The 21,293-nt window shown below is 64.5% G+C and carries 17 protein-coding genes and 1 tRNA gene; 10 read left to right on the top strand and 8 right to left on the bottom strand.

The genetic code is table 11. From position 1 onward, the window contains the following. Positions 1–57: 57 nt before the first annotated feature. The 4 genes from ACIP1U_RS10640 to ACIP1U_RS10655 form a co-directional block, all read right to left on the bottom strand. Positions 58–2,760, bottom strand: coding sequence for a DNA topoisomerase III (locus tag ACIP1U_RS10640; RefSeq protein ID WP_400314552.1), 2,703 nt, complete (start codon positions 2,758–2,760; stop codon positions 58–60). A gap of 148 nt (positions 2,761–2,908) precedes the next feature. Then, the gene (locus tag ACIP1U_RS10645; protein WP_400314554.1) at positions 2,909–3,313 is read right to left on the bottom strand and encodes a thioredoxin family protein; all 405 of its coding nucleotides are present in this window, start codon (positions 3,311–3,313) and stop codon (positions 2,909–2,911) included. A gap of 94 nt (positions 3,314–3,407) precedes the next feature. Beyond that, on the bottom strand, positions 3,408–4,577 hold the full coding sequence (gene dprA / locus ACIP1U_RS10650) for a DNA-processing protein DprA (RefSeq protein WP_400314555.1): 1,170 nt from the start codon (positions 4,575–4,577) through the stop codon (positions 3,408–3,410). A 19-nt stretch (positions 4,578–4,596) separates the two neighbouring features. Next, complete coding sequence (locus tag ACIP1U_RS10655; RefSeq protein WP_400314556.1) at positions 4,597–5,766, bottom strand: LysM peptidoglycan-binding domain-containing protein; 1,170 nt, start codon at positions 5,764–5,766, stop codon at positions 4,597–4,599. A gap of 161 nt (positions 5,767–5,927) precedes the next feature. Here ACIP1U_RS10655 and def point away from each other — a divergent pair, with 161 nt between their 5' ends. The 10 genes from def (at position 5,928) to ACIP1U_RS10705 (ending at position 15,123) form a co-directional block, all read left to right on the top strand. Then, positions 5,928–6,434, top strand: a complete 507-nt coding sequence (def, locus tag ACIP1U_RS10660) for a peptide deformylase (RefSeq protein ID WP_116320063.1) — start codon at positions 5,928–5,930, stop codon at positions 6,432–6,434. Between the two features lie 164 nt (positions 6,435–6,598). Continuing rightward, positions 6,599–7,612, top strand: coding sequence for a methionyl-tRNA formyltransferase (gene fmt, locus ACIP1U_RS10665; RefSeq protein WP_400314558.1), 1,014 nt, complete (start codon positions 6,599–6,601; stop codon positions 7,610–7,612). A 183-nt stretch (positions 7,613–7,795) separates the two neighbouring features. Continuing rightward, positions 7,796–8,656 carry a zinc metalloprotease HtpX gene (gene htpX, locus ACIP1U_RS10670; protein WP_400314841.1) on the top strand — a complete coding sequence of 287 codons (861 nt, stop codon included), beginning with the start codon at positions 7,796–7,798 and terminating at the stop codon, positions 8,654–8,656. Positions 8,657–8,835: 179 nt separating this feature from the next. Then, on the top strand, positions 8,836–10,251 hold the full coding sequence (rsmB, locus tag ACIP1U_RS10675; RefSeq protein ID WP_400314560.1) for a 16S rRNA (cytosine(967)-C(5))-methyltransferase RsmB: 1,416 nt from the start codon (positions 8,836–8,838) through the stop codon (positions 10,249–10,251). 9 nt (positions 10,252–10,260) lie between these two features. Then, a complete protein-coding gene (locus tag ACIP1U_RS10680) occupies positions 10,261–11,115 on the top strand; it encodes a DUF4390 domain-containing protein (protein WP_400314562.1) in 855 nt (284 codons plus the stop codon). Next, a complete protein-coding gene (locus ACIP1U_RS10685; protein WP_400314564.1) occupies positions 11,112–13,547 on the top strand; it encodes a sensor histidine kinase in 2,436 nt (811 codons plus the stop codon). The genes ACIP1U_RS10680 and ACIP1U_RS10685 overlap by 4 nt, the downstream gene beginning before the upstream one ends. Positions 13,548–13,601: 54 nt before the next feature. Then, entirely contained in the window at positions 13,602–14,312 is a 711-nt protein-coding gene (locus ACIP1U_RS10690; protein ID WP_400314565.1) for a response regulator, read from the top strand. Positions 14,313–14,372: 60 nt separating this feature from the next. Further along, a tRNA-Phe gene (locus ACIP1U_RS10695) sits at positions 14,373–14,448 on the top strand. Between the two features lie 109 nt (positions 14,449–14,557). Further along, on the top strand, positions 14,558–14,791 hold the full coding sequence (locus tag ACIP1U_RS10700) for a type II toxin-antitoxin system ParD family antitoxin (RefSeq protein ID WP_400314567.1): 234 nt from the start codon (positions 14,558–14,560) through the stop codon (positions 14,789–14,791). After that, the gene (locus ACIP1U_RS10705; protein WP_400314568.1) at positions 14,788–15,123 is read left to right on the top strand and encodes a type II toxin-antitoxin system RelE/ParE family toxin; all 336 of its coding nucleotides are present in this window, start codon (positions 14,788–14,790) and stop codon (positions 15,121–15,123) included. The genes ACIP1U_RS10700 and ACIP1U_RS10705 overlap by 4 nt, the downstream gene beginning before the upstream one ends. Positions 15,124–15,265: 142 nt before the next feature. Here the strand turns inward: ACIP1U_RS10705 and ACIP1U_RS10710 are convergent, their stop codons facing one another. Genes ACIP1U_RS10710 through ACIP1U_RS10725 form a run of 4 tightly spaced genes read right to left on the bottom strand, consistent with a single transcriptional unit; the run spans position 15,266 to position 21,289 of the window. Beyond that, positions 15,266–18,301: a type I restriction endonuclease subunit R gene (locus tag ACIP1U_RS10710; protein WP_400314570.1), complete on the bottom strand. Its 3,036-nt coding sequence runs from the start codon at positions 18,299–18,301 to the stop codon at positions 15,266–15,268. Beyond that, entirely contained in the window at positions 18,298–19,551 is a 1,254-nt protein-coding gene (locus ACIP1U_RS10715; RefSeq protein WP_400314572.1) for a restriction endonuclease subunit S, read from the bottom strand. Before ACIP1U_RS10715 ends, ACIP1U_RS10710 begins: the two co-directional genes overlap by 4 nt. Then, on the bottom strand, positions 19,548–21,122 hold the full coding sequence (locus ACIP1U_RS10720) for a type I restriction-modification system subunit M (RefSeq protein ID WP_400314573.1): 1,575 nt from the start codon (positions 21,120–21,122) through the stop codon (positions 19,548–19,550). Before ACIP1U_RS10720 ends, ACIP1U_RS10715 begins: the two co-directional genes overlap by 4 nt. Beyond that, complete coding sequence (locus ACIP1U_RS10725; RefSeq protein ID WP_400314575.1) at positions 21,119–21,289, bottom strand: hypothetical protein; 171 nt, start codon at positions 21,287–21,289, stop codon at positions 21,119–21,121. The genes ACIP1U_RS10720 and ACIP1U_RS10725 overlap by 4 nt, the downstream gene beginning before the upstream one ends. Positions 21,290–21,293: the final 4 nt, after the last annotated feature.

Below are 21,293 nucleotides of genomic sequence, written 5' to 3' on the forward strand. Positions count from 1 at the left end.
AAAAGCCGATTCCGGATTGCACAAGGGGCCCTTGCGGGCCCCTTTGCCTTTACGGTGTCACTCGCCGGCTTCGACAGCGGTCTTGCGCGCCGCGCTCTTGGCGGGCACCTTTTTGGCCGCGGTCTTGGTGGCGGTGGTCTTGGTGGCGGCGGTCTTCTTCGCCGCTGCTTTCGTGGCCGCCGCTTTCGTGGCCGCCGTCTTGGTAGCCGCGGACTTGGCCGCCGCGGGCTCGGCATCCGCCGCCTTGGCCGCGCCGCGCGAAGCCGTCTTGGCCGCGGTCTTGGCGCCCGGCTTGGGCTCGCGCGCCTCGAACTCGAAGCCGATCTTGCCGTCCGGCTGCTTGACCAGGAAGGCCTTGAAGTTGCGGCCGGTGCGCGACGACTTGAAGCCGGTCAGCAGGTCGGTCTTGCCGTCATTGAGCAACTTGCCGATCTGCTCGCGGCTGATCTCCTGCTGCAGGATGATCTTGCCGGTGGTGAAGTCGCAGCTCTTGGGGCTGGCCACGCTGTTCTCGCAGACATACTTCATGCCATGCTCGAACACGGCACCGCCGCATTTGGGGCAGGTGCCAACCGGCTCCTGGCCGCTGAAGTCGACCGGTTCGCCGTCGCCCTCGTCGTCGTTCTGGCCGAAGTCGAATTCCATCTTGAAATGGCCTTCGTCGTCCTTGCCCAGCTTGAGGATGGCGGCGAACGGGCGGCCCATCTTGCTGCGGAAGCCCTGCAGCGGACCGATTTCCTTCTTCAGCAGCAGTTCCTCGACCTCTTCGATCTCGAACTGACGCCCGCCCGGGATCTTGCTGATCGAGAACTCGCACGCGGTGCAGGCAAAGCGGCGATAGTTCTCCTTGACCTGCCCGCCGCACTGCGGGCACGGCGTGTCCAGCGTGGCGTAGTCGCCCGGGATAGTGTCGCTGTCGTATTCCTTGGCGCGCTTGACGATCTGCTGCGTCATTTGCGCGATCTCAAGCATGAACTCGTCGCGCTTCAGGCGCCCGCGCTCGATCTGCGAGAGCTTGTGCTCCCACTCGCCGGTCAGTTCGGCCTGCGTCAGTTCCTGCACGCCCAGGCCGCGCAGCAGCGTCATCAGCTGGAACGCCTTGGCGGTGGGGATCAGCTCGCGGCCTTCGCGCACCAGGTACTTTTCGGTCAGCAGGCCTTCGATGATGGCCGCGCGCGTGGCCGGGGTGCCCAGGCCCTTGCCGGCCATGGCTTCGCGCAGCGCGTCGTCGTCCACCAGCTTGCCGGCGCCTTCCATGGCGGACAGCAGCGTGGCTTCGTTGTAGCGCGCGGGCGGCTTGGTGGTCAGGCCGACGCTCTCGACCTTGTCGGTCTTGACCTTCTCGTCCTTGGCCACCGGCACCAGGTTGGCGGCATCCTTGTCGCCCTGGGCCTCGCGGCCGTAGATCACCAGCCAGCCCGGGTTGACCAGCACCTTGCCTTCGGTCTTGAAGTGGTGGCCGGCAACTTCCGTGATGCGGGTGGTGACCTGGAACTCGGCCGCCGGGAAGAACACCGCCAGGAAGCGGCGCACCACCAGGTCGTACAGCTTCTGCTCCGGCTCGGACAGGTTCTTGGGCGCCTGCAGCGTCGGGATGATGGCGAAGTGGTCGCTGATCTTGCTGTTGTCGAAGATCTTCTTGTTCGGCTTGACCCAGCCCTGCGCCAGGATCTTCTTGGCGTGCGGCAGGTAGTTGGGCGAACTGTCGGCCAGCATGTCCATGGTCTGCTTGACCGTGTCCAGGTAGTCCTCGGGCAGCGCGCGCGCGTCGGTACGCGGGTAGGTCAGGACCTTGTGCTTCTCATACAGCGCCTGCGCCAGGCCCAGCGTGTTCTTGGCCGAGAAGCCGAAGCGCGAGTTGGCCTCGCGCTGCAGCGTGGTCAGGTCGAACAGCGCCGGCGACTGCTGCGTCGACGGCTTGGATTCCTCGGTGACGGTGCCCGGCTTGTCGCGGCAGGCGGCAACGATACTCTTGGCCTCGGCTTCGCTCCACAGGCGCGACTCGCGCGCCTCGGGATCGAATTCGCTCTTCTTGAACTTGGGGTCGAACCAGCGGCCCTCGTAAAGGCCCGCGGCAGCGATGAACTCGGCGCGCACTTCCCAGTAATCGCGCGGCACGAAGTGCTTGATCTTCTCTTCGCGCTCGACCACGATCGACAGCGTCGGCGTCTGCACGCGGCCCACCGTGGTCAGGAAGAAGCCGCCGCCCTTGCTGTTGAAGGCGGTCATGGCGCGCGTGCCGTTGATGCCGACCAGCCAGTCGGCCTCGGAGCGGCAGCGCGCGGCGTCGGCCAGCGGCAGCATGTCCTCGTCCTCGCGCAGGCTGGCGAAGCCATCGCGGATGGCCTGCGGCGTCATCGACTGCAGCCACAGGCGGCGGATCGGCTGCTTGGCCTTGGCCTGCTGCGCGATCAGGCGGAAGATCAGTTCCCCCTCGCGCCCCGCGTCACAGGCGTTGATCAGCGCGGTCACGTCCTTGCGCTTGATCAGGCGGTTCAGGACCTTCAGGCGCGACTCCGTCTTGGCGATCGGGCGCAGGTCAAAATGCGGCGGGATCACCGGCAGGTTGGCAAAACTCCATTTGCCGCGCTTGACCTCGTATTCGTCCGGGGCGGCAATCTCGACCAGGTGGCCGACTGCCGAAGACAGCACGTAACCGTCGCTCTCGAAATACTCGTCGTGCTTGGTAAACCCCCCGAGGGCACGGGCGATATCCGCCGCGACCGACGGTTTTTCCGCGATGATGAGGGCTTTTGACATGGGAAAGGGTCCTTGCGAGCCGCTTCCGGCAACCCGCTAATTGCACTGCAAACGTAGGAATCAGAACGCCGGGAGGCTTTGAGGCGCCAATAATAAGCGCGGTTTCAACGACGGTGCAAGCAAGCCCCGTCGTCACCGCCGGCACCGCCTACGCGGCGCCACGGCCCCCGGCAAGTAACCAGTCCAGCACCTGTGGCACATCTTCGGCGCTTGCCGGCATCGCGCCACCGCGCGTCAGCATGCGTTCCAGCACCTCGACATGCGGCAGCAGCGTGCCATAGAACTGCGGCGCGGCGCCCGACGCAGGCTGTACCAGCAGCGTCGGGAAGTTCTCGATGTCGATATCGCCGAGCGCGTCGGCATGGGTCTCGATATCGATCCAGACGAAGCAGTCCCGCGGATGGCGCCCGGCCAGTTCCGCCAGCACCTTCAGGTAATCCCGGCAGGTGCCGCACCACTGCGCGCACAGGCACGCCACCAGACGGCCCTGTGGCCGCGCGGCCAGGCATTCGGCAATGGCGGCGGCGTCACGCTCGGGAAAGTAAACGGTCATGGCATCGGAATCATGAGGCGCCCGCGGCATGCGGATGCCGGCGATTGTATCGGTATCGGGGCTGCACCCCTCTTGCTGCAGCAACACCCCTGGTTCAGCCGAGGCGCCGGAACAGGTTTCCCGGTAGACGTTCGGCCGCGCCGGCCAGTTCCAGCTCGAGCAGGCGCGCCGCGATCGTCTCCGGGGGCTGGCCGCTGCGCTCGCATAGGGCGTCCAGCGTAACCGGATCGTAGCCGAGTGCCGGCAACAGGGTATCAGCCGGTTCTGAAAGTCCAGCCTTGCCGGTGGCATCGTGGTCCGGGGCCGCGGCGGCCCGGGGCGGGGCGGGGACGCCAAGTTCGTCGAGCACGTCCCCGACCGACTCCACCAGCTTCGCTCCCTGGCCGATCAACTGGTGGCAGCCCCGCGACAACGGTGCGTGGATCGAGCCCGGGATCGCGAACACCTCGCGCCCGAGCTCCGCCGCCAGCCGCGCCGTGATCAGCGAGCCCGAGCGCGTTGCCGCCTCGACCACCAGCACGCCGCGCGCAAGCGCCGCGATGATGCGGTTGCGCCGCGGGAAATTGGCCGCCAACCCGCGCATGCCGAGGGGGAACTCGGTGACGATGGCGCCGCGCTGCGCCACTTCGCGCGCCAAGGAAAGGTTCTCCGCAGGATAGACCCGGTCGGCCCCGGTGCCGGTCACCGCCACGGTGCCACCGCAGCCGCTCAGGCCGCCCGCATGGGCCGCCGCGTCGATACCCAGCGCCAGTCCCGACACCACCGTCAGCCCCGACTCGGACAAGGCGCGTCCGAATGCCAGCGCGTCGCGCGTGCCCTGCGCGGTGGCCGAGCGCGCGCCGACGATGGCCACGGCGGGGCGGGCCAGCATGGCGGGATCGCCCTGGACATATAGCAGCGGCGGCGGATCGGCCAGGTCGAACAGGCGCCTGGGATAAGCGTCGTCGGCAAGCGTGACGAGGTGGTTGCCGGGCGCGTCGAGCCAGCGCAGCGTTCGTCCGGCCAGCACCGACACCGCGGCGCCGGGTGCGGCCAGCACGGCGCGCGCCAGCCTGGCCGGCACCACCGACGAAAGCGCCGCCACGCTTTGCGCCAGCACCTGCTGTGGCAGCCCGAACGCCGACAGCAGGCGCTGCGCGGCCACCGGGCCGACGCCGGGTGCGTTGGCCAGCCGCAGCCATGCGAGCACGTCCGCGGGCTCGCGCGTGGTGCCCTGCCGCGTGGTGTCCTGCCGAATCACGCCGGCCAGGGGCAATGCGTTCACGCCGTCCCCCAAGGCCGGTTCAGCGCGGCGAGGTGGCGCGATCGCCGACCGCGATCACGTTGGAGGCGTCGGTCACCAGCGCATATGCCACGCCGGGGAACACACGGAAGACAAAGGCGAGCCCATAGCGCTCGTCGGGCAGGCGGATGCTGCGGTTCTGATCGGTCCGGTCGCGCACGGTCTCGCCGGCGCGCGACAGCGCCAGCACTTGCCCGGGCTCGAGCCCGGCCTTGCTGCCGACGTTGAGCACCACCACCTGCTTGGCACCGCCGAATTCGACGCCACCATAGACCTTGGCAACGCGGCCGTCGACCTCGGCATCAGGCGCGTGCGGCACGTAGCGCACCGCTTCGCGCGCCGGCTGCGGCATCAGCAGCGTGCCCACGCCCATCTCTTGCTGGGCCTGCGTGACCTGCAGCGTAGACACCGCGTCGGGACCCTGCGCGCCGCGCGCCAGCCGGGCGTTGCCTTCGTATTCGGCCTCATAGCCCAGCACGGCGTTGGTGACCGGATCGCGCACCGGCGTGACTGGCCGATAGGCCTGCCAGTCGCTGCCGGCCGGCGCATCGGCGGCAATGCCACGCGCGTAGGCGCTGTCGTCGCGGCCCAGGTACACCCGCGATTCGGGCACCGCGACGATCCTTGCCGACGTTGCAAGCGTGCCTTCGTCGACCACCAGCGGGCGGATCAGGAACGGCTCGATATCGCTGGCGGAAATGCTGAGGATGGCGGCGCCGTCCGCGTCGCCGCCACGCACGCGTGGCGACAGCTGCACTGTCCCGTTGCCGGCGGGGGTGGTCGACAGCCAGGCGCGGCCGTCGCGCTGGATCAGGTACAGGATCTGGCCGGGGTAAATCAGGTGCGGGTTGCGGATCTGCTGCTGGTTCATGCCCCACAACTCGGGCCAGCGCCACGGCTGGCGCAGGTAGCGCCCCGAAATCCCCCACAGCGTATCGCCATTGCGCACGGTGTACTGCGAGGGCGCATTGGGGGCGAGATCGGCAATCGGGATACCCTGGCGGGCAGTGCGCTGGGCCTCGGCCTGCTGCGCCGCCGTGACCGTCAGGTCAGCGGCCCGGACGGACAGGCTTGCCGCAGCAGTGATGCCGGCGGCACTCAGCAATGTAAGGGTGAACGCGTGCAGCCTGCGGCCCGACGCCGCCTGGTGTTCTTTGGTAAGATCGCGCATTTTCCTGAACCGGCCGGTGGTTCGGCCGGATTGACCCTGGAGAGCGTGCCTGCTTCGGCGCGCCTTGATTTTTTGTACTGGCGCCCCGATTCTGCATGTAAAGTCCCGACGCCGCAACGCGGCGGAGCCGCTCGCCCAGTCGGGCGTTGCGCCCTAGCATCATGGCAAAACTCGACATCCTGACCTACCCCGATCCCCGCCTGCACACCGTCGCGAAACCCGTCGCGGCCGTGGACGACCGCATCCGCCAGCTGGTGAAGGACATGGCCGAGACCATGTACGAAGCACCGGGCATCGGCCTCGCCGCGACGCAGGTGAACGTCCATGAGCAGGTGGTGGTAATCGACGTTTCCGAAACGCGCGACCAGCTCCAGGTCTTTATCAATCCGGAAATCGTCTGGGCCAGCGACAACCGCAAGGTATGGGAAGAGGGCTGCCTGTCGGTGCCCGAGGTCTATGACCGCGTCGAGCGCCCCGACCGCGTGCGCGTGCGCGCGCTCAACGAGAAGGGCGAGACCTTCGAGCTGGACGCCGACGATCTGCTGGCCGTATGTATCCAGCACGAGATCGACCACCTGCGCGGCAAGGTGTTCGTCGAGTACCTGTCGCCGCTCAAGCTGAACCGCATCAAGAGCAAGCTGCAGAAGCGCGAACGCACGCGCATGTAAGTCGGCGCGGCCTCCGCGCGAAGATGTAACAGCACGGCGGAATCCGCCGCCTGCGCTCGACACGCGCGCGGGGTCTGCTATCTTTATGACTTCCGAAGAACAAACGTACCGGCCGCGATAGCGGCCGGTTGCGCTTTCAGCCAGTATTCACCTCGGAACCTGCCATGTCCCAAGCCAAGCCCCTGCGTGTCGCCTTTGCCGGCACGCCCGAGTTCGCGCGCGTCGCGCTTGAAGCCATCCACGCCGCCGGCTTTCCCGTGGTGGCCATGCTGACGCAGCCGGACCGGCCCGCGGGCCGCGGCATGCAGCTGCAAGCGAGTCCGGTCAAGCAATTCGCGCTAGCCAACGGCCTCGGGCCCGTGCTGCAGCCCCGTTCACTGCGCCGGCAAGGCAAGTATCCGGAAGAGGCCGCGGCGGCCGTGGACACGCTGGCGGAACTCGCCCCCGATGTGATGGTGGTCGCCGCCTACGGCCTGATCCTGCCGGCCGAGGTGCTGGAGTTGCCGCGCCTGGGCTGCCTCAATATCCACGGTTCGCTGCTGCCGCGCTGGCGCGGCGCGGCACCAATCCACCGCGCCATCGAAGCCGGCGATGCCGAGACCGGCATCACGCTGATGCAGATGGACGAAGGCCTGGACACCGGCGACATGCTCACGCGCGAGGCCGTGCCGATCGGCGCCGACGACACCACCGGCACGCTGCACGACAAGCTGGCCGCGCTGGGCGCGCGCATGACCGTCGCGGCGCTGCAGGAACTGGCCGCTGGCCGCGCGCTGGCGGCGACAAAGCAGCCCGAAGCCGGGGTCACCTACGCCGAGAAGATCGCCAAGGACGAGGCGCCGCTGGACCTGCGCCGCCCGGCCACGGCGCTGGCCAGCCAGGTGCGCGCCTTCAACCCGTTCCCCGGCGCCACCGTGCAGGTCGGCGATACTGTCATCAAGTGCTGGCAGGCGCTGCCGCTGGCCGCGGCCGGCAACCTGCCGCACCCGCCCGGCACGGTGCTGGCGGCCGATGCCGGCGGTATCATCATCGCCTGCGGCGACGGCAGCGCCCTGCAGGTCACCGAGCTGCAGAAGCCGGGCGGGCGCCGCCAGCCGGCGCAGCAGTTCCTGCAGGCCATGCCGCTGCCGCCGGGCACGCGCTGCGCGGTCCCCGGCAATGAGGCGGCGCAGGCATAATCGGTCAAATCAGCGCGGCAAACAACTTCGTGTGCGCCATGCGCCATGGTGCGGCGGCTGGACAGCATCCTCCGCAAGCAGTTGAATTTTCTGGTGTTGGCCCCTATCTAACGGTCATCGCGCCGGCATGTTTTGCAAAGTCTTGCAGCGGCCGGCACGGTCCACTACATGGAGATCACCGCAATGTTCAACTGGGTCAAGACCTTCATGCTGATGGCGGCCATCACGGCGCTGTTCATCGTCATCGGCGGCATGATCGGCGGACGCAGCGGCATGATGATGGCGCTGTTGCTCGCGCTCGGCATGAACTTCTTTTCCTACTGGTTCTCGGACAAGATGGTCCTGCGCATGTACAACGCGCAGGAAGTCGACGCCAGTACCGCGCCGCAGTTCTACGGCATGGTGCAGGAGCTGGCGCAGCGCGCCAACCTGCCGATGCCGCGCGTCTACCTGATCAATGAAGACGCGCCGAACGCCTTCGCCACCGGCCGCAACCCGGAACACGCCGCGGTGGCGGCGACCACCGGCATCCTGCGCGTACTGTCCGAGCGCGAGCTGCGCGGCGTGATGGCGCATGAGCTGGCGCACGTGCGCCATCGCGACATCCTGACCTCGACCATCGCCGCGACCATGGCCGGTGCCATTTCGGCGCTGGCCAACATGGCGATGTTCTTCGGCGGCCGCGACGAAAACGGCAACCGCACCAATCCCATCGCCAGCATCGCGGTAGCGATCCTGGCACCGCTGGCGGCCGCGCTGATCCAGATGGCGATCTCGCGCGCGCGCGAGTTCGAGGCCGACCGCGGCGGCGCCGAGATCAGCGGCGACCCGCAGGCGCTGGCCAGCGCGCTGGACAAGATCCACCGCTACGCGCAGGGCATCCCGTTCCAGGCGGCCGAGGAGCACCCGGCCACGGCACAGATGATGATCATGAACCCGCTCGCGGGCGGCGGCATCGCCAACCTGTTCTCGACCCACCCGGCGACCGAGGAACGCATCGCGCGCCTGATGCGGATGGCGCAGACCGGAACCTATCCCGCCTGACCGGGCGGGAGTTCGCGGGGCCCCGGAGAGCCGTTGCGGCGGCAATTCCGGAGCGCGGCCCCCACACAAGGTAAACTGCCCGCTGGTTTAAACCTGGACCAGCGGGCATTTTTCTTGCCCTCGCCCGGCTGCCCACCGATTCACGACTTACCTGCCGCCTCACCCGCTGCCTGACCGATATGCGCCTGCCTCCCGATTCGCTTGCCTTCCAGATGCTTGGCGCCGCCGCCGCGGTACGCGCCGTCAGCGAAGGCACCGCCTTGCCGCAGGCGATCGAGGACGCCGCCGCGCAGCTGCGCCTGGACCGCGTGCGCGATGCCGCCACGCGCGGCGCGCTGCAGGACATCGCTTACCGCACCATGCGCCAGTTCGGCACCGCGCGCGCGCTGGTGACCAGGCTGGTCACGCGCCCGCCCGGCGCGCAGGTGGACTCGCTGCTGGCGGTGGCGCTTGCGCTGCTGGTCGAGCAGGCGCCGGGCCAGCGGCAGGACAAAGACAGCCAGGACGCGGCGCAAGGCGCCTCAGGCCGCGCCGGCTACAGCACCTTCACCGTGGTCGACCAGGCGGTCAGCGCGGCCGCCTCGGAACCCAAGACCGCGCATGCGCGCGGCCTCGTCAACGCGGTGCTGCGCCGTTTCCTGCGCGAGCGCAAGGCGCTGCTGGCCGAGGTCAACCGCGACGAACAGGCGCGCTGGAACCTGCCGCCGTGGTGGCTGCGCATGCTGCGCGAGGCGTACCCGGAGCAGTGGACCGATCTCGCCGCGAGCGTCAACGTGCGCCCGCCGATGACGCTGCGCGTCAACACCGCGCGGGTCAGCGTGAAGCAATACCAGACCGACTTGGCCAATGCCGGCCTGGCCGGCACCGTGGTCGGCCCGCAGGCCGTGCGCCTGGTGCGCGCGGTGCCGGTGACGCAATTGCCGGGCTTCGCCGAAGGCGCGGTGTCGGTGCAGGACGCCGGCGCGCAACTGGCCGCGCCGCTGCTGGAGGTGGCCGACGGCATGCGCGTGCTCGATGCCTGCGCTGCGCCGGGCGGCAAGACCGGCCACCTGCTGGAGCTTGCCGACATCGACGTGACCGCGGTGGAAAGCGACCCGCAGCGCGCCACCCGCATCAACGAAAACCTGGCGCGCCTCGGCAAAGAAGCCCGCATCGTGGTGGGCGATGCCAGCCGGCCCGCCGACTGGTGGGACGGCCAGCCCTTCGACCGCATCCTGGCCGACGTGCCGTGCTCGGCCTCCGGCATCGTGCGGCGCCATCCCGATATCCGCTGGCTGCGCCGTGAAACCGATATCGCCAAGCTGATCACCGAGCAGCGCCGCATCGTGTCGCAGTTGTGGCCGCTGCTCAAGCCGGGCGGCATCCTGGTCTACGTCACGTGTTCTATTTTCCCAACGGAAGGCGAGGAGCAGGCGCGCTGGTTTGGTGCACAACTGGCAGATGCGATACGATTGCAGGCACCGGGGCAACTGCTGCCCGGCACCCGTACGACAACGCCCTCGGCCGGCGAACAAGGTGAAAAGGACTCCGGCCACGCCAGTTTGCCATCGGATCACGATGGCTTCTTCTACGCCCGCTTTCAGAAACGCGCCTGATCTGATCCGATGCTGAGCACGCCGCGCCCGTCAGACTGCCGCGTTACCGTGGATCTCGCCACGGGAATGACGCATCTTCTGACGCGCATGCGGGTTGTGCTGATGCTCGCACTGGCGCTGCTGCTTTGGCTGCCGCCTGCCGCGCAGGCGCAGGTGATCGAGGCCACCGAGGCCCGCATCGAATACCAGGACGGCGGCTTCGAACTGGCCGCGAGCTTCGAGTTCGACCTGCCCCCCGCGCTGGAAGACGCCCTGCACAAGGGCATTTCGCTCTATTTCGTGGTTGATTTCGAGCTGACGCGGCCGCGCTGGTACTGGTTCGATGACAAGCCCGTCAACACCAGCCGCAGCGTGCGCTTGTCCTTCCAGCCGCTGACGCGGCAATACCGCATTTCCACCGGCGGCCTGCAGCTGCCGTTCTCGCGGCTGAAGAGCGCGCTGCAGTTTATCCAGCGGGTACGTGGCTGGCGCGTGTTCGAGCGTAACGCGATCAAGCCCGGCGAGAGCTATCACGCGCAGGTGCGCATGCGACTGGACCTGTCGCAATTGCCCAAGCCGTTCCAGATCAATGCGGTCAATACGCGCGACTGGAACCTGGCTTCGGACTGGCGGCGCTTTATCTACACCGTGCCGACGGACCTGAACGCAGTACCAACGCCGGTGCCGGTGCCCGCGGTTCCGGCGCCGCCGCCGGCCTCGCCGCCGCTGCCCGCTCCACCTGCCGTGCCCGCGCCTGCGTCCGCACCGGGCGCACCTGCCGCCGCAGTGGATCCGCGCAATACCGTGTTCGTGCAGACGGCATCGACCGCGCTGTCGACCGCGCTGCTGGCGCAGCCGGCGCTGACCGCCTCTAGCCAGCCATGAACACCTCGCTGTGGGACAGCCGCTTCCGGCGCGTGCTGTATCGCGTCGTGGCCGGGATCATCGTTTTCCTGGCGCTGGTACTGGTTGGCCTGCTGGCCGGGGCATCGGCCAATACCGAATTCTTCGATCGCTATTTCACGCTGCTGTTCAAGGTGAACCTGGTGATCGGCGCGCTGCTGGTGCTGACCATCGGCGCACTCGCGGTGACGCTGTGGCTGCGCTACCGACGCGGCAAGTTCGGCACGCGGCTGATGACCAAGCTCGCGGTGTTCTTCGGCGTGGTGGGCGTGCTGCCGGGCGTGCTGATCTACCTGGTGTCGCTGCAGTTCGTCTCGCGCAGCATTGAGTCCTGGTTCGACGTGCGAGTGGAAACCGCGCTCGAAGCCGGCCTCAACCTGGGCCGCTCCACCATCGACAGCGCGCTGGCCGACCTGCAGGGCAAGGCGCGGCTGATGGCCGATCAGCTGGCCGGTTCGTCGGGCGTGTCCACGTCGCTGCAGCTGAGCCGGCTGCGCGAGCAGTACGGCGTGCAGGAGGCGGCAATCTTCACGGGCAGCGGCCGCGTGCTGGCGAGCGCATCGAGCAACTACGCCGCGCTGGTGCCCGACCTGCCCTCGGGCGTGCTGGCCGAGCAGGCGCGGCTGGCGGGCGGCTACGCCGCGGTCGAAGGCGGCACCGATCCGACGCAGGACAGCCAGAGCGCCGAGCGCGTCGACAGCAGCCACCTGTACCGGCTGCGCGTGATCATCCCGCTTGGCGCGGCCCCAACCACTGCGCAGGACCAGATGGCCGCGAGCGCGCCGCGCGCGGCACCGCACTCGCGCTGGGCGGGGTCGGGCCTGTCGGTGGAACGCCGTGCCGAGGAATCGCCGTCGAGCGGCTTCGGCCTGGTCGGGGAGACCGTACGCGAGGAACGCTATCTGCAGGTGCTGCACCCGGTGCCGGCCGTGCTCGCGCGCAATGCCGACGAAGTCCAGCGCGCCTACCAGGAGTACCAGGAGAAGGCGCTGGGCCGCACCGGCCTGCGCAAGATGTATATCGGGACGCTGACGCTGACGCTGTTCCTCGCGGTCTTTATCGCGGTGATGCTGGCGCTGCTGCTCGGCGGCCAGTTGGCGCGGCCGCTGCTGATGTTGCTGCAGGGAACCAAGGAAGTGGCCGAGGGTGACCTGTCGCCCAAGCGCGAACTGAAGAGCCGCGACGAGCTCGGCATGCTGACCCAGCAGTTCAACCAGATGACCAGGCAGCTGGCCGAGGCACGCCTGGCGGTCGAAGAAAACCGCGCGGCGCTGGAGCAGTCCAAGGCCTACCTCGAAAGCGTGCTGCAGAACCTGACCGCGGGCGTGCTGGTATTCGACCGGCGCTTCGTGCTGATTACGGCCAACCCCGGCGCCGAGCGCATCTTCCGCCAGCCGTTCGGCGCCGTGCTGGGACTGCCGGTAGAACAGATCCCGGGGATGGGCCCGTTCGGCGAGATCGTGCGCCAGGCCTTCTCGGACCAGAACACCAGCGAGGTGCTGGGCGGCGCCGAGCATTGGCAAAAGCAGATCGAGCTGCCGCAGGGCCACGGCGGCATTGACGAACAGCCGTTGACGCTGCTGGTGCGCGGCGCGCGGCTGCCCGGCGGCGAGCGCGACGAGCCCGGCTACGTCATCGTCTTCGACGATATTTCCGATGTGATTTCCGCTCAACGCTCGGTGGCCTGGGGCGAAGTGGCCCGGCGCCTCGCGCACGAGATCAAGAACCCGCTGACGCCGATCCAGCTGTCGGCCGAGCGGCTGCAGATGAAGCTCTCGCCCAAGCTGGAAGGCACCGACGTCGACGTGCTCAAGCGCGGCGCCGCCACTATCGTCAACCAGGTGGCGGCGATGAAGCGCATGGTCGACGATTTCCGCGACTACGCGCGCACGCCGCCCGCGGTGCTGCAATCGCTGCAGCTCAACAGCCTGGTGTCAGAGGTGCTGCATCTGTATGGCATCGACGATCCGGCGGTGCACGAGCATCCGGTGATCCATCCGGCGCTGGGCACTGCGCTGCCTGAGATCAAGGGCGATCCCACGCAACTGCGCCAAGTCATCCACAACCTGCTGCAGAACGCGCAGGATGCGGCCGCGGAGAACGTCGCGGCGGGTAGGGCGGCGCCCCATATCACTCTGAACACCGAGACTGTAGAATACAAAGATTCTGCCGGCGAAAACCGGCAGGCCGTCAAGCTCACCATTGCGGACAATGGTCCCGGCTTTGCACCACGGATCCTGAGCCGTGCGTTCGAGCCCTACGTGACCACCAAAGCCAAGGGCACGGGTCTCGGGCTTGCGATGGTAAAGAAGATCATTGATGAACACGGCGCGCGCATCGAGCTGCGCAATCGCATGGAAGGTGCGGAGGTCGTCGGTGCACAGATCTCGATCCTGTTCGTTAAACTGACATAGTCAACTTTTGGCGATCCGGTCCCGGAACGCTTCGGTGGGGTTAAGAGGGGAAGTATGGCAACCATCCTCGTAGTCGATGACGAAATGGGAATCCGGGAGCTGCTCTCGGAGATCCTCAGCGACGAAGGCCACGTGGTCGAACTCGCGGAAAACGCGCAGCAGGCGCGCGAATACCGCGCGGCCGGCACGCCGGATCTCGTGCTGCTCGATATCTGGATGCCCGATACCGATGGCGTCAGCCTGCTCAAGGAATGGTCCGCGCAGGGCCAGCTGACCATGCCCGTCATCATGATGTCGGGCCATGCAACCATCGACACCGCGGTCGAGGCCACCAAGATCGGCGCGCTGAATTTCCTGGAGAAACCGATCGCGCTGCAGAAGCTGCTGTCCGCGGTGGAGCAGGGCCTGGCACGCGGCATCGAGCGTCCGCGCAGCACATCCGCCACGGCCGCCGCGCCGGCAAGCGCGCCCTCGGCCGAATCCGCCAGCGCCACCGCCGCACCGGAAGCCGTGGCCGAAACCGCCACCAACGGCAGCCCCGCACGCGTGCCCGAGGCCGAGATGCAGTTCTCGTTCGACATGCCGCTGCGCGAAGCGCGTGACCTGTTCGAGCGCGCCTACTTTGAATACCACCTGCTGCGCGAGCACGGCAGCATGACCCGCGTGGCCGAGAAGACCGGGTTGGAGCGTACCCACCTGTACCGCAAGCTCAAGCAGCTCGGCGTCGAACTGGGCCGCAACAAGCCTGAACCGGCCGAGCAGTGAGCCAGTGACGCAGATGACGCTTGACTGCGTCAGGAACAGCAGTTATAGTTTCGCTTCTTTGGCCCGGTAGCTCAGTCGGTAGAGCAGAGGATTGAAAATCCTTGTGTCGGCGGTTCGATTCCGTCCCAGGCCACCAGATTTAACAAGGAAACGGACGCTTCGGCGTCCGTTTTTTTTTGGCGCTGTGCCGAGGTTGTCCGCATAGGCGGTTTGGCAAATTTTGCCAAACACGCTAGGATGAATCCATGAGCACAATGAACATTTCCCTGCCTGACACGCTCAAGACCTTTGTCGATGAGCAAGTCAGCCAACGCGGCTACGGCACCAGCAGCGAGTACGTGCGCGAACTGATCCGCAAGGATCAGGATCGCCAGCAACTGCGCGGCTTGCTGTTGGCCGGGGCGGCCTCCGCACCGACTGCACCCGTCGATGGTAGCTACTTCGACGCGTTGCGAGCCCGAGTGCGGAGCGCCCGGTGAAGGCCAAGCCTGTCATCCCGAGAGTGCTTGCCAGGCAGGACGTCGACGAAGCGGTCAGCCATTACCTGAGCAAAGAGGCCGAGCAGGCGGCGCTCGGCTTCATTGATAAGCTGGAGCAGGCGTACGCGCACATCGGGCGATATCCCGCGACCGGCTCCCCACGCTACGCTCACGAGCTGGATCTACCTGGCTTGCGCATTTGGATGTTGAAGCGTTATCCGTATGTCGTGTTCTACGTCGAGCGCCCCGACCACATCGATGTCTGGCGCATCTTGCACGGCATGAGGGACATCCCCGCATGGCTGCGTGAAAGCAGCGACGATCCGCATTGAGTGCGGCGCTTTTTTCTTCCCCTCAGAGCCGGAACAGCTTCTTGAATCCCTTCTCTGCCGTTCCTCTATGGGCTCGCGACGCAAAGCTGCAATCAGGGCCCTGATCGGTAGTCTGGATTTGGTTCATCGTCATCTACCCCGTTCAGGCCAGCCCGAAATACCGTTCGAAGAACGCGGTCAGCTTGTCCAGCACCGTCTGCTTTTTGGTAGCGTGGCCATTGTTCTTCGAGAACCGCGATACCGGCGGCAGGATCTTCGTGATGGCGGTGCCGGTGACAGGGATGCTTCCGTCGCGGAAGGCGTTGTCGATAAAGCTGCGCGCTGCCTCGGCGTTGAGGTTTTCTTCCGTGATGATGCGCTCCAGCTCCTCGGCCTTTTTCGCCGCCACGAAAGCCTGCCACTGCGCGTCCACTTTGGCCTTGGTGGTCACCGAATCCACGAACTGTTCGATGAGGTCCTTCTTGTTGCGCAGGCCAGGGCTGGAATTGATGGCTCGCTCGATGGTGGCGCGGATTTCCTTGTCGTCGCCTGTGCCTCTCTTTTTCAGGTACTGCTCGACCAGCAGCAGGATGTAATCGACGTTGATTTCCACTTGCTTGATGAGCTCGATCTCGAACACCACATCGTCATTGATCGACTCTTTCTCGGCATCCGACATGCTGCGGAATTCGGCGTACAGGTTCAGGTACAGGCTCTGGTAGTCCTGGAATTCGCGCTCGGTGAGAATCTCCTGACCTGCAAAATCATCAAACGCCGTGAGGATGTTCTTCAGCCGCAGAATCGCGCCGAACAGCTTGATGAATGCCTTCTGTGCCGCCTCGCCGACGATGGCCCGTCCTAGTGGGAACCCGGCGATCAGCTCCCCGATACGCTTGTCGTACTCCTTGTAATACTCGGCGTATGGCTTGAGCAGCACGATGCCCTTGGCATCCTTGTTGCCGAACAACGCGAGTGCGTCGTTGGTCTCCTGCTCGAGATTGCGGAAGGAGACGATGTTGCCGTAGGTCTTGACTGAGTTGAGGATGCGGTTGGTGCGTGAGTAGGCCTGAATCAGCCCATGGCTTTTCAGATTCTTGTCCGCCCACAGGGTGTTAAGCGTGGTGGCGTCAAATCCAGTCAGGAACATATTGACCACGATGACGATGTCCAACTCGCGTTTTTTCAGGCGCTGCGACAAGTCCTTGTAGTAGTTCTGGAACTTGTCCGCCGAGGTGTCAAAGCTGGTGCCGAACAGGGCGTTGTAGTCCCGGATCGCAGCTTCCAGAAAATCGCGCGAGCCTTGATCCAACCCCTCAGTCTCGAATTCCTCCTCGCCAAGCAGGCCATCGCTTTCTTCCTCATTCGCGGCAAAGCTGTAAATCAGGCCCACCTTCAGCCGCTGGGGCTCGGGCAGTTCTTTTTGCTGTGCGGCGAATTCCGCGTAGTAGCGTTTGGCGGCATCGATGGACGCGCAGGCGAACAGCGAATTGAACCCGGCCAATCGCTTGCCATCGTGGCGGTAGCTGCTGGCGCGCCTGGTTTTCTGGTCGAAATGTTCGCGGATATAGCCCACGATCTGCGTGATGCGCTCCGGTGCCAACAGCGCCCGTTCGGTGTCGATCGCCGACACCTTCTTGTCCTTGATGCCCGCTTGCGTCTTGATCGTGTTGATGTAGTCGATGCGGAACGGCAGCACGTTCTTGTCGTTGATGGCATCGACAATCGTGTAGGTATGCAGCTTGTCGCCAAAGGCCTGTTGCGTGGTGCGCCGCAACGGATTGCCGGTGGTACCGGCATTCTCGGCGAAGATCGGCGTGCCGGTGAAGCCGAACAGGTGGTAGCGCTTGAACACCCGCGTGATCTCGGCGTGCATGTCGCCAAACTGGCTGCGGTGGCATTCATCGAAAATCACCACCACATGCGCCTCATACACCGGGTGCTTCTTGTTTTTCACCACGAAACGGGAAAGCTTCTGAATGGTGGTGATGATGATGCGGGCGTTGGGGTCTTCCAGCTGCCGTTGCAGCACCGCCGTGGAGGTGTTGGAGTTGGCCGCGCCTTTCTCGAAGCGCTCGTATTCGCGCATGGTCTGGTAGTCGAGATCCTTGCGATCCACCACGAACAGCACCTTGTCGATGTTCGGCAGGCCCCTGGCGAGCTGCGCCGCCTTGAAGCTGGTCAGCGTCTTGCCGCTGCCGGTGGTATGCCAGATGTAGCCGCCCGCCGCCACGGTGCCGAGCTGCCTGTGGTTGGTGGCCGTGGCAATCCGCTGCAGGATGCGCTCGGCGGCGACGATCTGGTAGGGCCGCATCACCAGCAGCTTGCGATCCACATCGAACACACAATATTTGGTGAGGACATTCAGAAGCGAATGCTTGGCGAAGAAGGTCCTGGTGAAGCCCGTCAGTTCGGTGATGGGCTGGTTGCGGGCATCGGCCCACCAGCTGGTGAAGGAAAAGCTGTTGGAGGTCTTGCTCTTGCTGCCGCCTTTGCCACGCCGGGCGGACTGCTCCTTCAAATGCCCGTCGCGCACGGTGTTGCTGTAGTACTTGGTCAGCGTGCCATTGCTGATAACGAAAAGTTGCACGTACTCGAACAACCCCGAGCCCGTCCAGAAGCTGTCGCGCTGGTAGCGGTTGATCTGGTTAAAGGCCTCGCGGATGTCCACGCCCCGGCGCTTCAGCTCGATGTGCACCATCGGCAGGCCGTTGACCAGTACCGTCACGTCATAGCGGTTGGCTCGCGCGCCCTCGATTGCGTACTGGTTGATGACCTGCAGGGCGTTGTTGTGAATGTTGGCCTTGTCGACCAGATAGATGTTCTTGGTGGTGCCATCGTCGCGCTTCAAGACCTGCACATGGTCTTCCTGAATGCGCGCGGTTTTTTCGAGAATACCGTCGTTCGCGCCTGCGATGCTTGCGGCAAAAAAACGCTCCCACTCGGGGTCCGACAGCGTGACCTTGTTGAGCTTTTCCAACTGGCGGCGCAGGTTGGCGATCAGCTGCGCTTCCGAGGTGATGGGCAGATATTCATAGGCCTGCACCTGCAATTGCTTGATGAAGGCTTTCTCCAGAGCCGCTTCACTTTGATAGCAGTCCTGCTGCACACCCTGAAATTCAGGCAGAAATTCGGCAACGACGGTGCTCTCGTTGGACAGTGCGATCGCTTCAAAGCGGGAGGGTTTGGGATCTGCGCTCATGCGGCTTCCTTGAAAGTGAGCAGCCGGTCGCGGTAATGCACATATTGCTGACGGTGTGCCGCGATCTCGGCAGGCAGGCCATCGGTGATGTCATTTACCAGCGCATCGAAGCGGTCAAGGATGGCGACGATGCGCTCTTGTTCCTCGAGAGGCGGGACCGGAATGGTTAGCTTGGCCAGGTTTTCTCCAGACAAACGCTTGACCTTTGCACGAGCGACAAACTTGTTTTTCTCGGCATTGAAGCTTTGAGTCTGAAGGTAATACGACACAAACTTTGGATTCATCGTGTGCCGGAATGCAAAGCAGTCATCGTGAATCGCAACCTCATCCTGACCGAGCCAGGCAACCGCCTTGCCCACATCCTCGACCGTTTCGCCGACAGCAGCAATAACGATATCGCCCGTTTGCGCAAAACGCAGCGTGGAGACCAAGTCAGCACGCACATGCGAAACCGCCTTTGTTGTAAAGGTTCCGTACTGGGTATAAATATCGCCATAGTGGATGCAGCTGATACCGTCCCGGACATAATCGTCCTTGGTGAATCGACGGCCGCGCGTGAAGTGCCCGATCTCACCCAAGGCCATCCACCTTATGCTCGCTTGCTTGCGCTCATGGATACGCGCATCGAAGCTCAAGAGCGCGTCGCGGTAGTACTTGTACTGCCGCCGACGCGCCTCCAGCTCCGTCTCCAGCTCCGTCTCCAGCTCCATCTCGAGCTTGGTAAAGGTATCAAGAACTTTTGCAATTTCAGCCTGCACTTCTACAGGCGGTCTCGGAATGCGAAATGCTTTTACCGCTCCGTCCGTGATGGCCGGATAGCTTGCGCCGCGCTGATTGGCCTCTACATAGCTGTAGAACGTTTCTGTTCCGAGTAGATGAAACAGAAAATTTGGAAGAAGCAACTCAGTATCTGGGCGAAGAACGCAGTAGCCGGTGCTGCATATTTGCCCGTCGTATTCTGAGGGGACTAGGCAATAGCGTTTGAGCATCGGTCTTGTCGTTCCGAAAATCACATCGCCCTCGCGCACAATTTGTTGTGCGCGGCTTGGCGCAGTTTCGCCATAAATCGTTTCTGTATCTCCGATAGCGTGGGTATTGCGATCAACCGAAGTCAGATCAATGTACTCGAACTCCTCACCTTGAACATCCTGCCATCGGATATTCGAAGTTCTTTCAAGCAGCTCATCGAGCTCCCTGAACTCCACCCCATCCGGGCAAAGTTGCGCGATAAGCTCGTCGATCCGGTTCATGTCCGCGCCCCTTCTAGATCAGCCACGATGGCATCGATCTGCTTCCGCAGTTTCGCTTGCCGTGCCACGATGCGGGCGATCTCCGCGTTGAGCTCGGTGATGTCCACAGCTTCACGGGTGTCGGCCTGCTCGACATAGCTGGAGACGGCGATGTTGTAGCCATTGGCGGCAATGTCGCTGTTCTCCACCAGGCGCGCGAAGTGGTCGATGCTCTTGCGCTGGATGAAGGCATCCAGAATTCTTTGCCGATGATCTGACAGGAGCTTGTTCTTGTTGCCACCGCGAACAAACAGACTCGATGCGTCGATGAACAGCGTGGCGTTGTCGAATTTGGACTTCTTCAGCACGATGATGCAGGTGGCAATCGTGGTGCCGAAGAACAAGTCGGGCGGCAACTGAATCACCGCATCAACGTAGTTGTTGTCGATCAGATACTGGCGGATTTTTTTCTCTGCACCGCCGCGATAGAGCACGCCGGGGAATTCGACAATGGCCGCCGTGCCGTTGACTGCCAGCCAGCTCAAGATATGCATCGTGAAGGCCAGGTCGGCCTTGCTCTTGGGCGCGAGCACGCCCGCCGGAGCGAAGCGCGGGTCGTTGATGAGCAGCGGGTTGGCGTCGCCATCCCATCTGATCGAATACGGCGGATTGGAGACGATGGCCTCGAAGGGTTCGTCATCCCAGTGCGCGGGGTCGGTCAGCGTGTCACCGTGGGCGATGTCGAACTTCTCGTAGTTCACATCGTGCAGGAACATGTTGATCCGGCACAGGTTGTAGGTGGTGAGGTTGATCTCCTGGCCGTAAAAACCATGGCGCACCTTGTCGTGGCCCAGCACCTTGACGAAATTGAGCAGCAGCGAGCCGGAGCCGCAGGCCGGATCGTAGACCTTGTTGACTTCAGTCTTGCCGACCACGGTGATGCGTGCCAAAAGCTCGGAGACTTCTTGTGGGGTGTAGAACTCGCCGCCGGACTTGCCCGCCGTCGAGGCGTACATCTGCATCAGGTATTCGTAGGCATCGCCAAACAGGTCGATGCTGTTGTCCGAAAAGCTGCCATTGGAGAGCGGCAGATCGCCGATGGCGTCGAGCAGCTTGACCAGTTTTTCATTGCGCTTGGCGACTGTGGGGCCGAGCTTGCCGCTGTTCACATCGAGGTCGTCGAACAGGCCCTTGAAATCGTCTTCGCTGTCGCTGCCAGTGGCCGAGCCTTCGATATCAGCAAAGATGCGGCTCAAGGTTTCGTTAAGGTTGGCATCCTGCCGGGCGCGCATCCGCACATTGGTGAACAACTCGGAGGGCAAGATGTAGAAGCCCTTTTCCTTGACCGTCTCGGCGCGGCCAAATTCGGCCTCCGCGTCACTCAAAGTGCCGTAGTCAAAATCGGTGCTGCCAGCACGACGTTCCTGTTCGTTCAGATAGCTGGTCAGGTTCTCCGAGACGAAACGGTAGAACAGCATGCCGAGCACATAGCTCTTGAAGTCCCAGCCATCGACACTGCCGCGCAGATCGTTGGCAATGCGCCAGATGGTTTTGTGGAGTTCTGCGCGTTCGATTTCCCTGGCGTTGCTCACGATGCTGCGCCTCCAGCCGCCATTGCGGACACCAGATCATCGAACAACGCCGTTGCCTGCTCGGTCGTCCGGGCGCAGCGGCGCTGATAGTCCGGAATCTTGAACTGGCAGCTGCCTTCGGAGATCTTCCGGATCAGTTTGTCGTGGGCTTCAAGTGTCTTGGCCATTACG

The organism is Cupriavidus sp. NPDC089707, from assembly GCF_044748965.1.
GTDB lineage: Bacteria > Pseudomonadota > Gammaproteobacteria > Burkholderiales > Burkholderiaceae > Cupriavidus.

Excerpts from the sequence above, each read along its gene's own strand:
- fmt (WP_400314558.1), top strand. The coding sequence starts at position 6,599 with ATGTCCCAAGCCAAGCCCCTGCGTGTCGCCTTTGCCGGCACGCCCGAG.
- ACIP1U_RS10655 (WP_400314556.1), bottom strand. The coding sequence starts at position 5,766 with ATGCGCGATCTTACCAAAGAACACCAGGCGGCGTCGGGCCGCAGGCTG.
- ACIP1U_RS10700 (WP_400314567.1), top strand. The coding sequence starts at position 14,558 with ATGAGCACAATGAACATTTCCCTGCCTGACACGCTCAAGACCTTTGTC.
- rsmB (WP_400314560.1), top strand. The coding sequence starts at position 8,836 with ATGCGCCTGCCTCCCGATTCGCTTGCCTTCCAGATGCTTGGCGCCGCC.
- ACIP1U_RS10645 (WP_400314554.1), bottom strand. The coding sequence starts at position 3,313 with ATGACCGTTTACTTTCCCGAGCGTGACGCCGCCGCCATTGCCGAATGC.
- ACIP1U_RS10640 (WP_400314552.1), bottom strand. The coding sequence starts at position 2,760 with ATGTCAAAAGCCCTCATCATCGCGGAAAAACCGTCGGTCGCGGCGGAT.
- ACIP1U_RS10685 (WP_400314564.1), top strand. The coding sequence starts at position 11,112 with ATGAACACCTCGCTGTGGGACAGCCGCTTCCGGCGCGTGCTGTATCGC.
- ACIP1U_RS10680 (WP_400314562.1), top strand. The coding sequence starts at position 10,261 with ATGCTGAGCACGCCGCGCCCGTCAGACTGCCGCGTTACCGTGGATCTC.
- ACIP1U_RS10725 (WP_400314575.1), bottom strand. The coding sequence starts at position 21,289 with ATGGCCAAGACACTTGAAGCCCACGACAAACTGATCCGGAAGATCTCC.
- htpX (WP_400314841.1), top strand. The coding sequence starts at position 7,796 with ATGTTCAACTGGGTCAAGACCTTCATGCTGATGGCGGCCATCACGGCG.
- ACIP1U_RS10690 (WP_400314565.1), top strand. The coding sequence starts at position 13,602 with ATGGCAACCATCCTCGTAGTCGATGACGAAATGGGAATCCGGGAGCTG.
- def (WP_116320063.1), top strand. The coding sequence starts at position 5,928 with ATGGCAAAACTCGACATCCTGACCTACCCCGATCCCCGCCTGCACACC.
- ACIP1U_RS10710 (WP_400314570.1), bottom strand. The coding sequence starts at position 18,301 with ATGAGCGCAGATCCCAAACCCTCCCGCTTTGAAGCGATCGCACTGTCC.
- ACIP1U_RS10715 (WP_400314572.1), bottom strand. The coding sequence starts at position 19,551 with ATGAACCGGATCGACGAGCTTATCGCGCAACTTTGCCCGGATGGGGTG.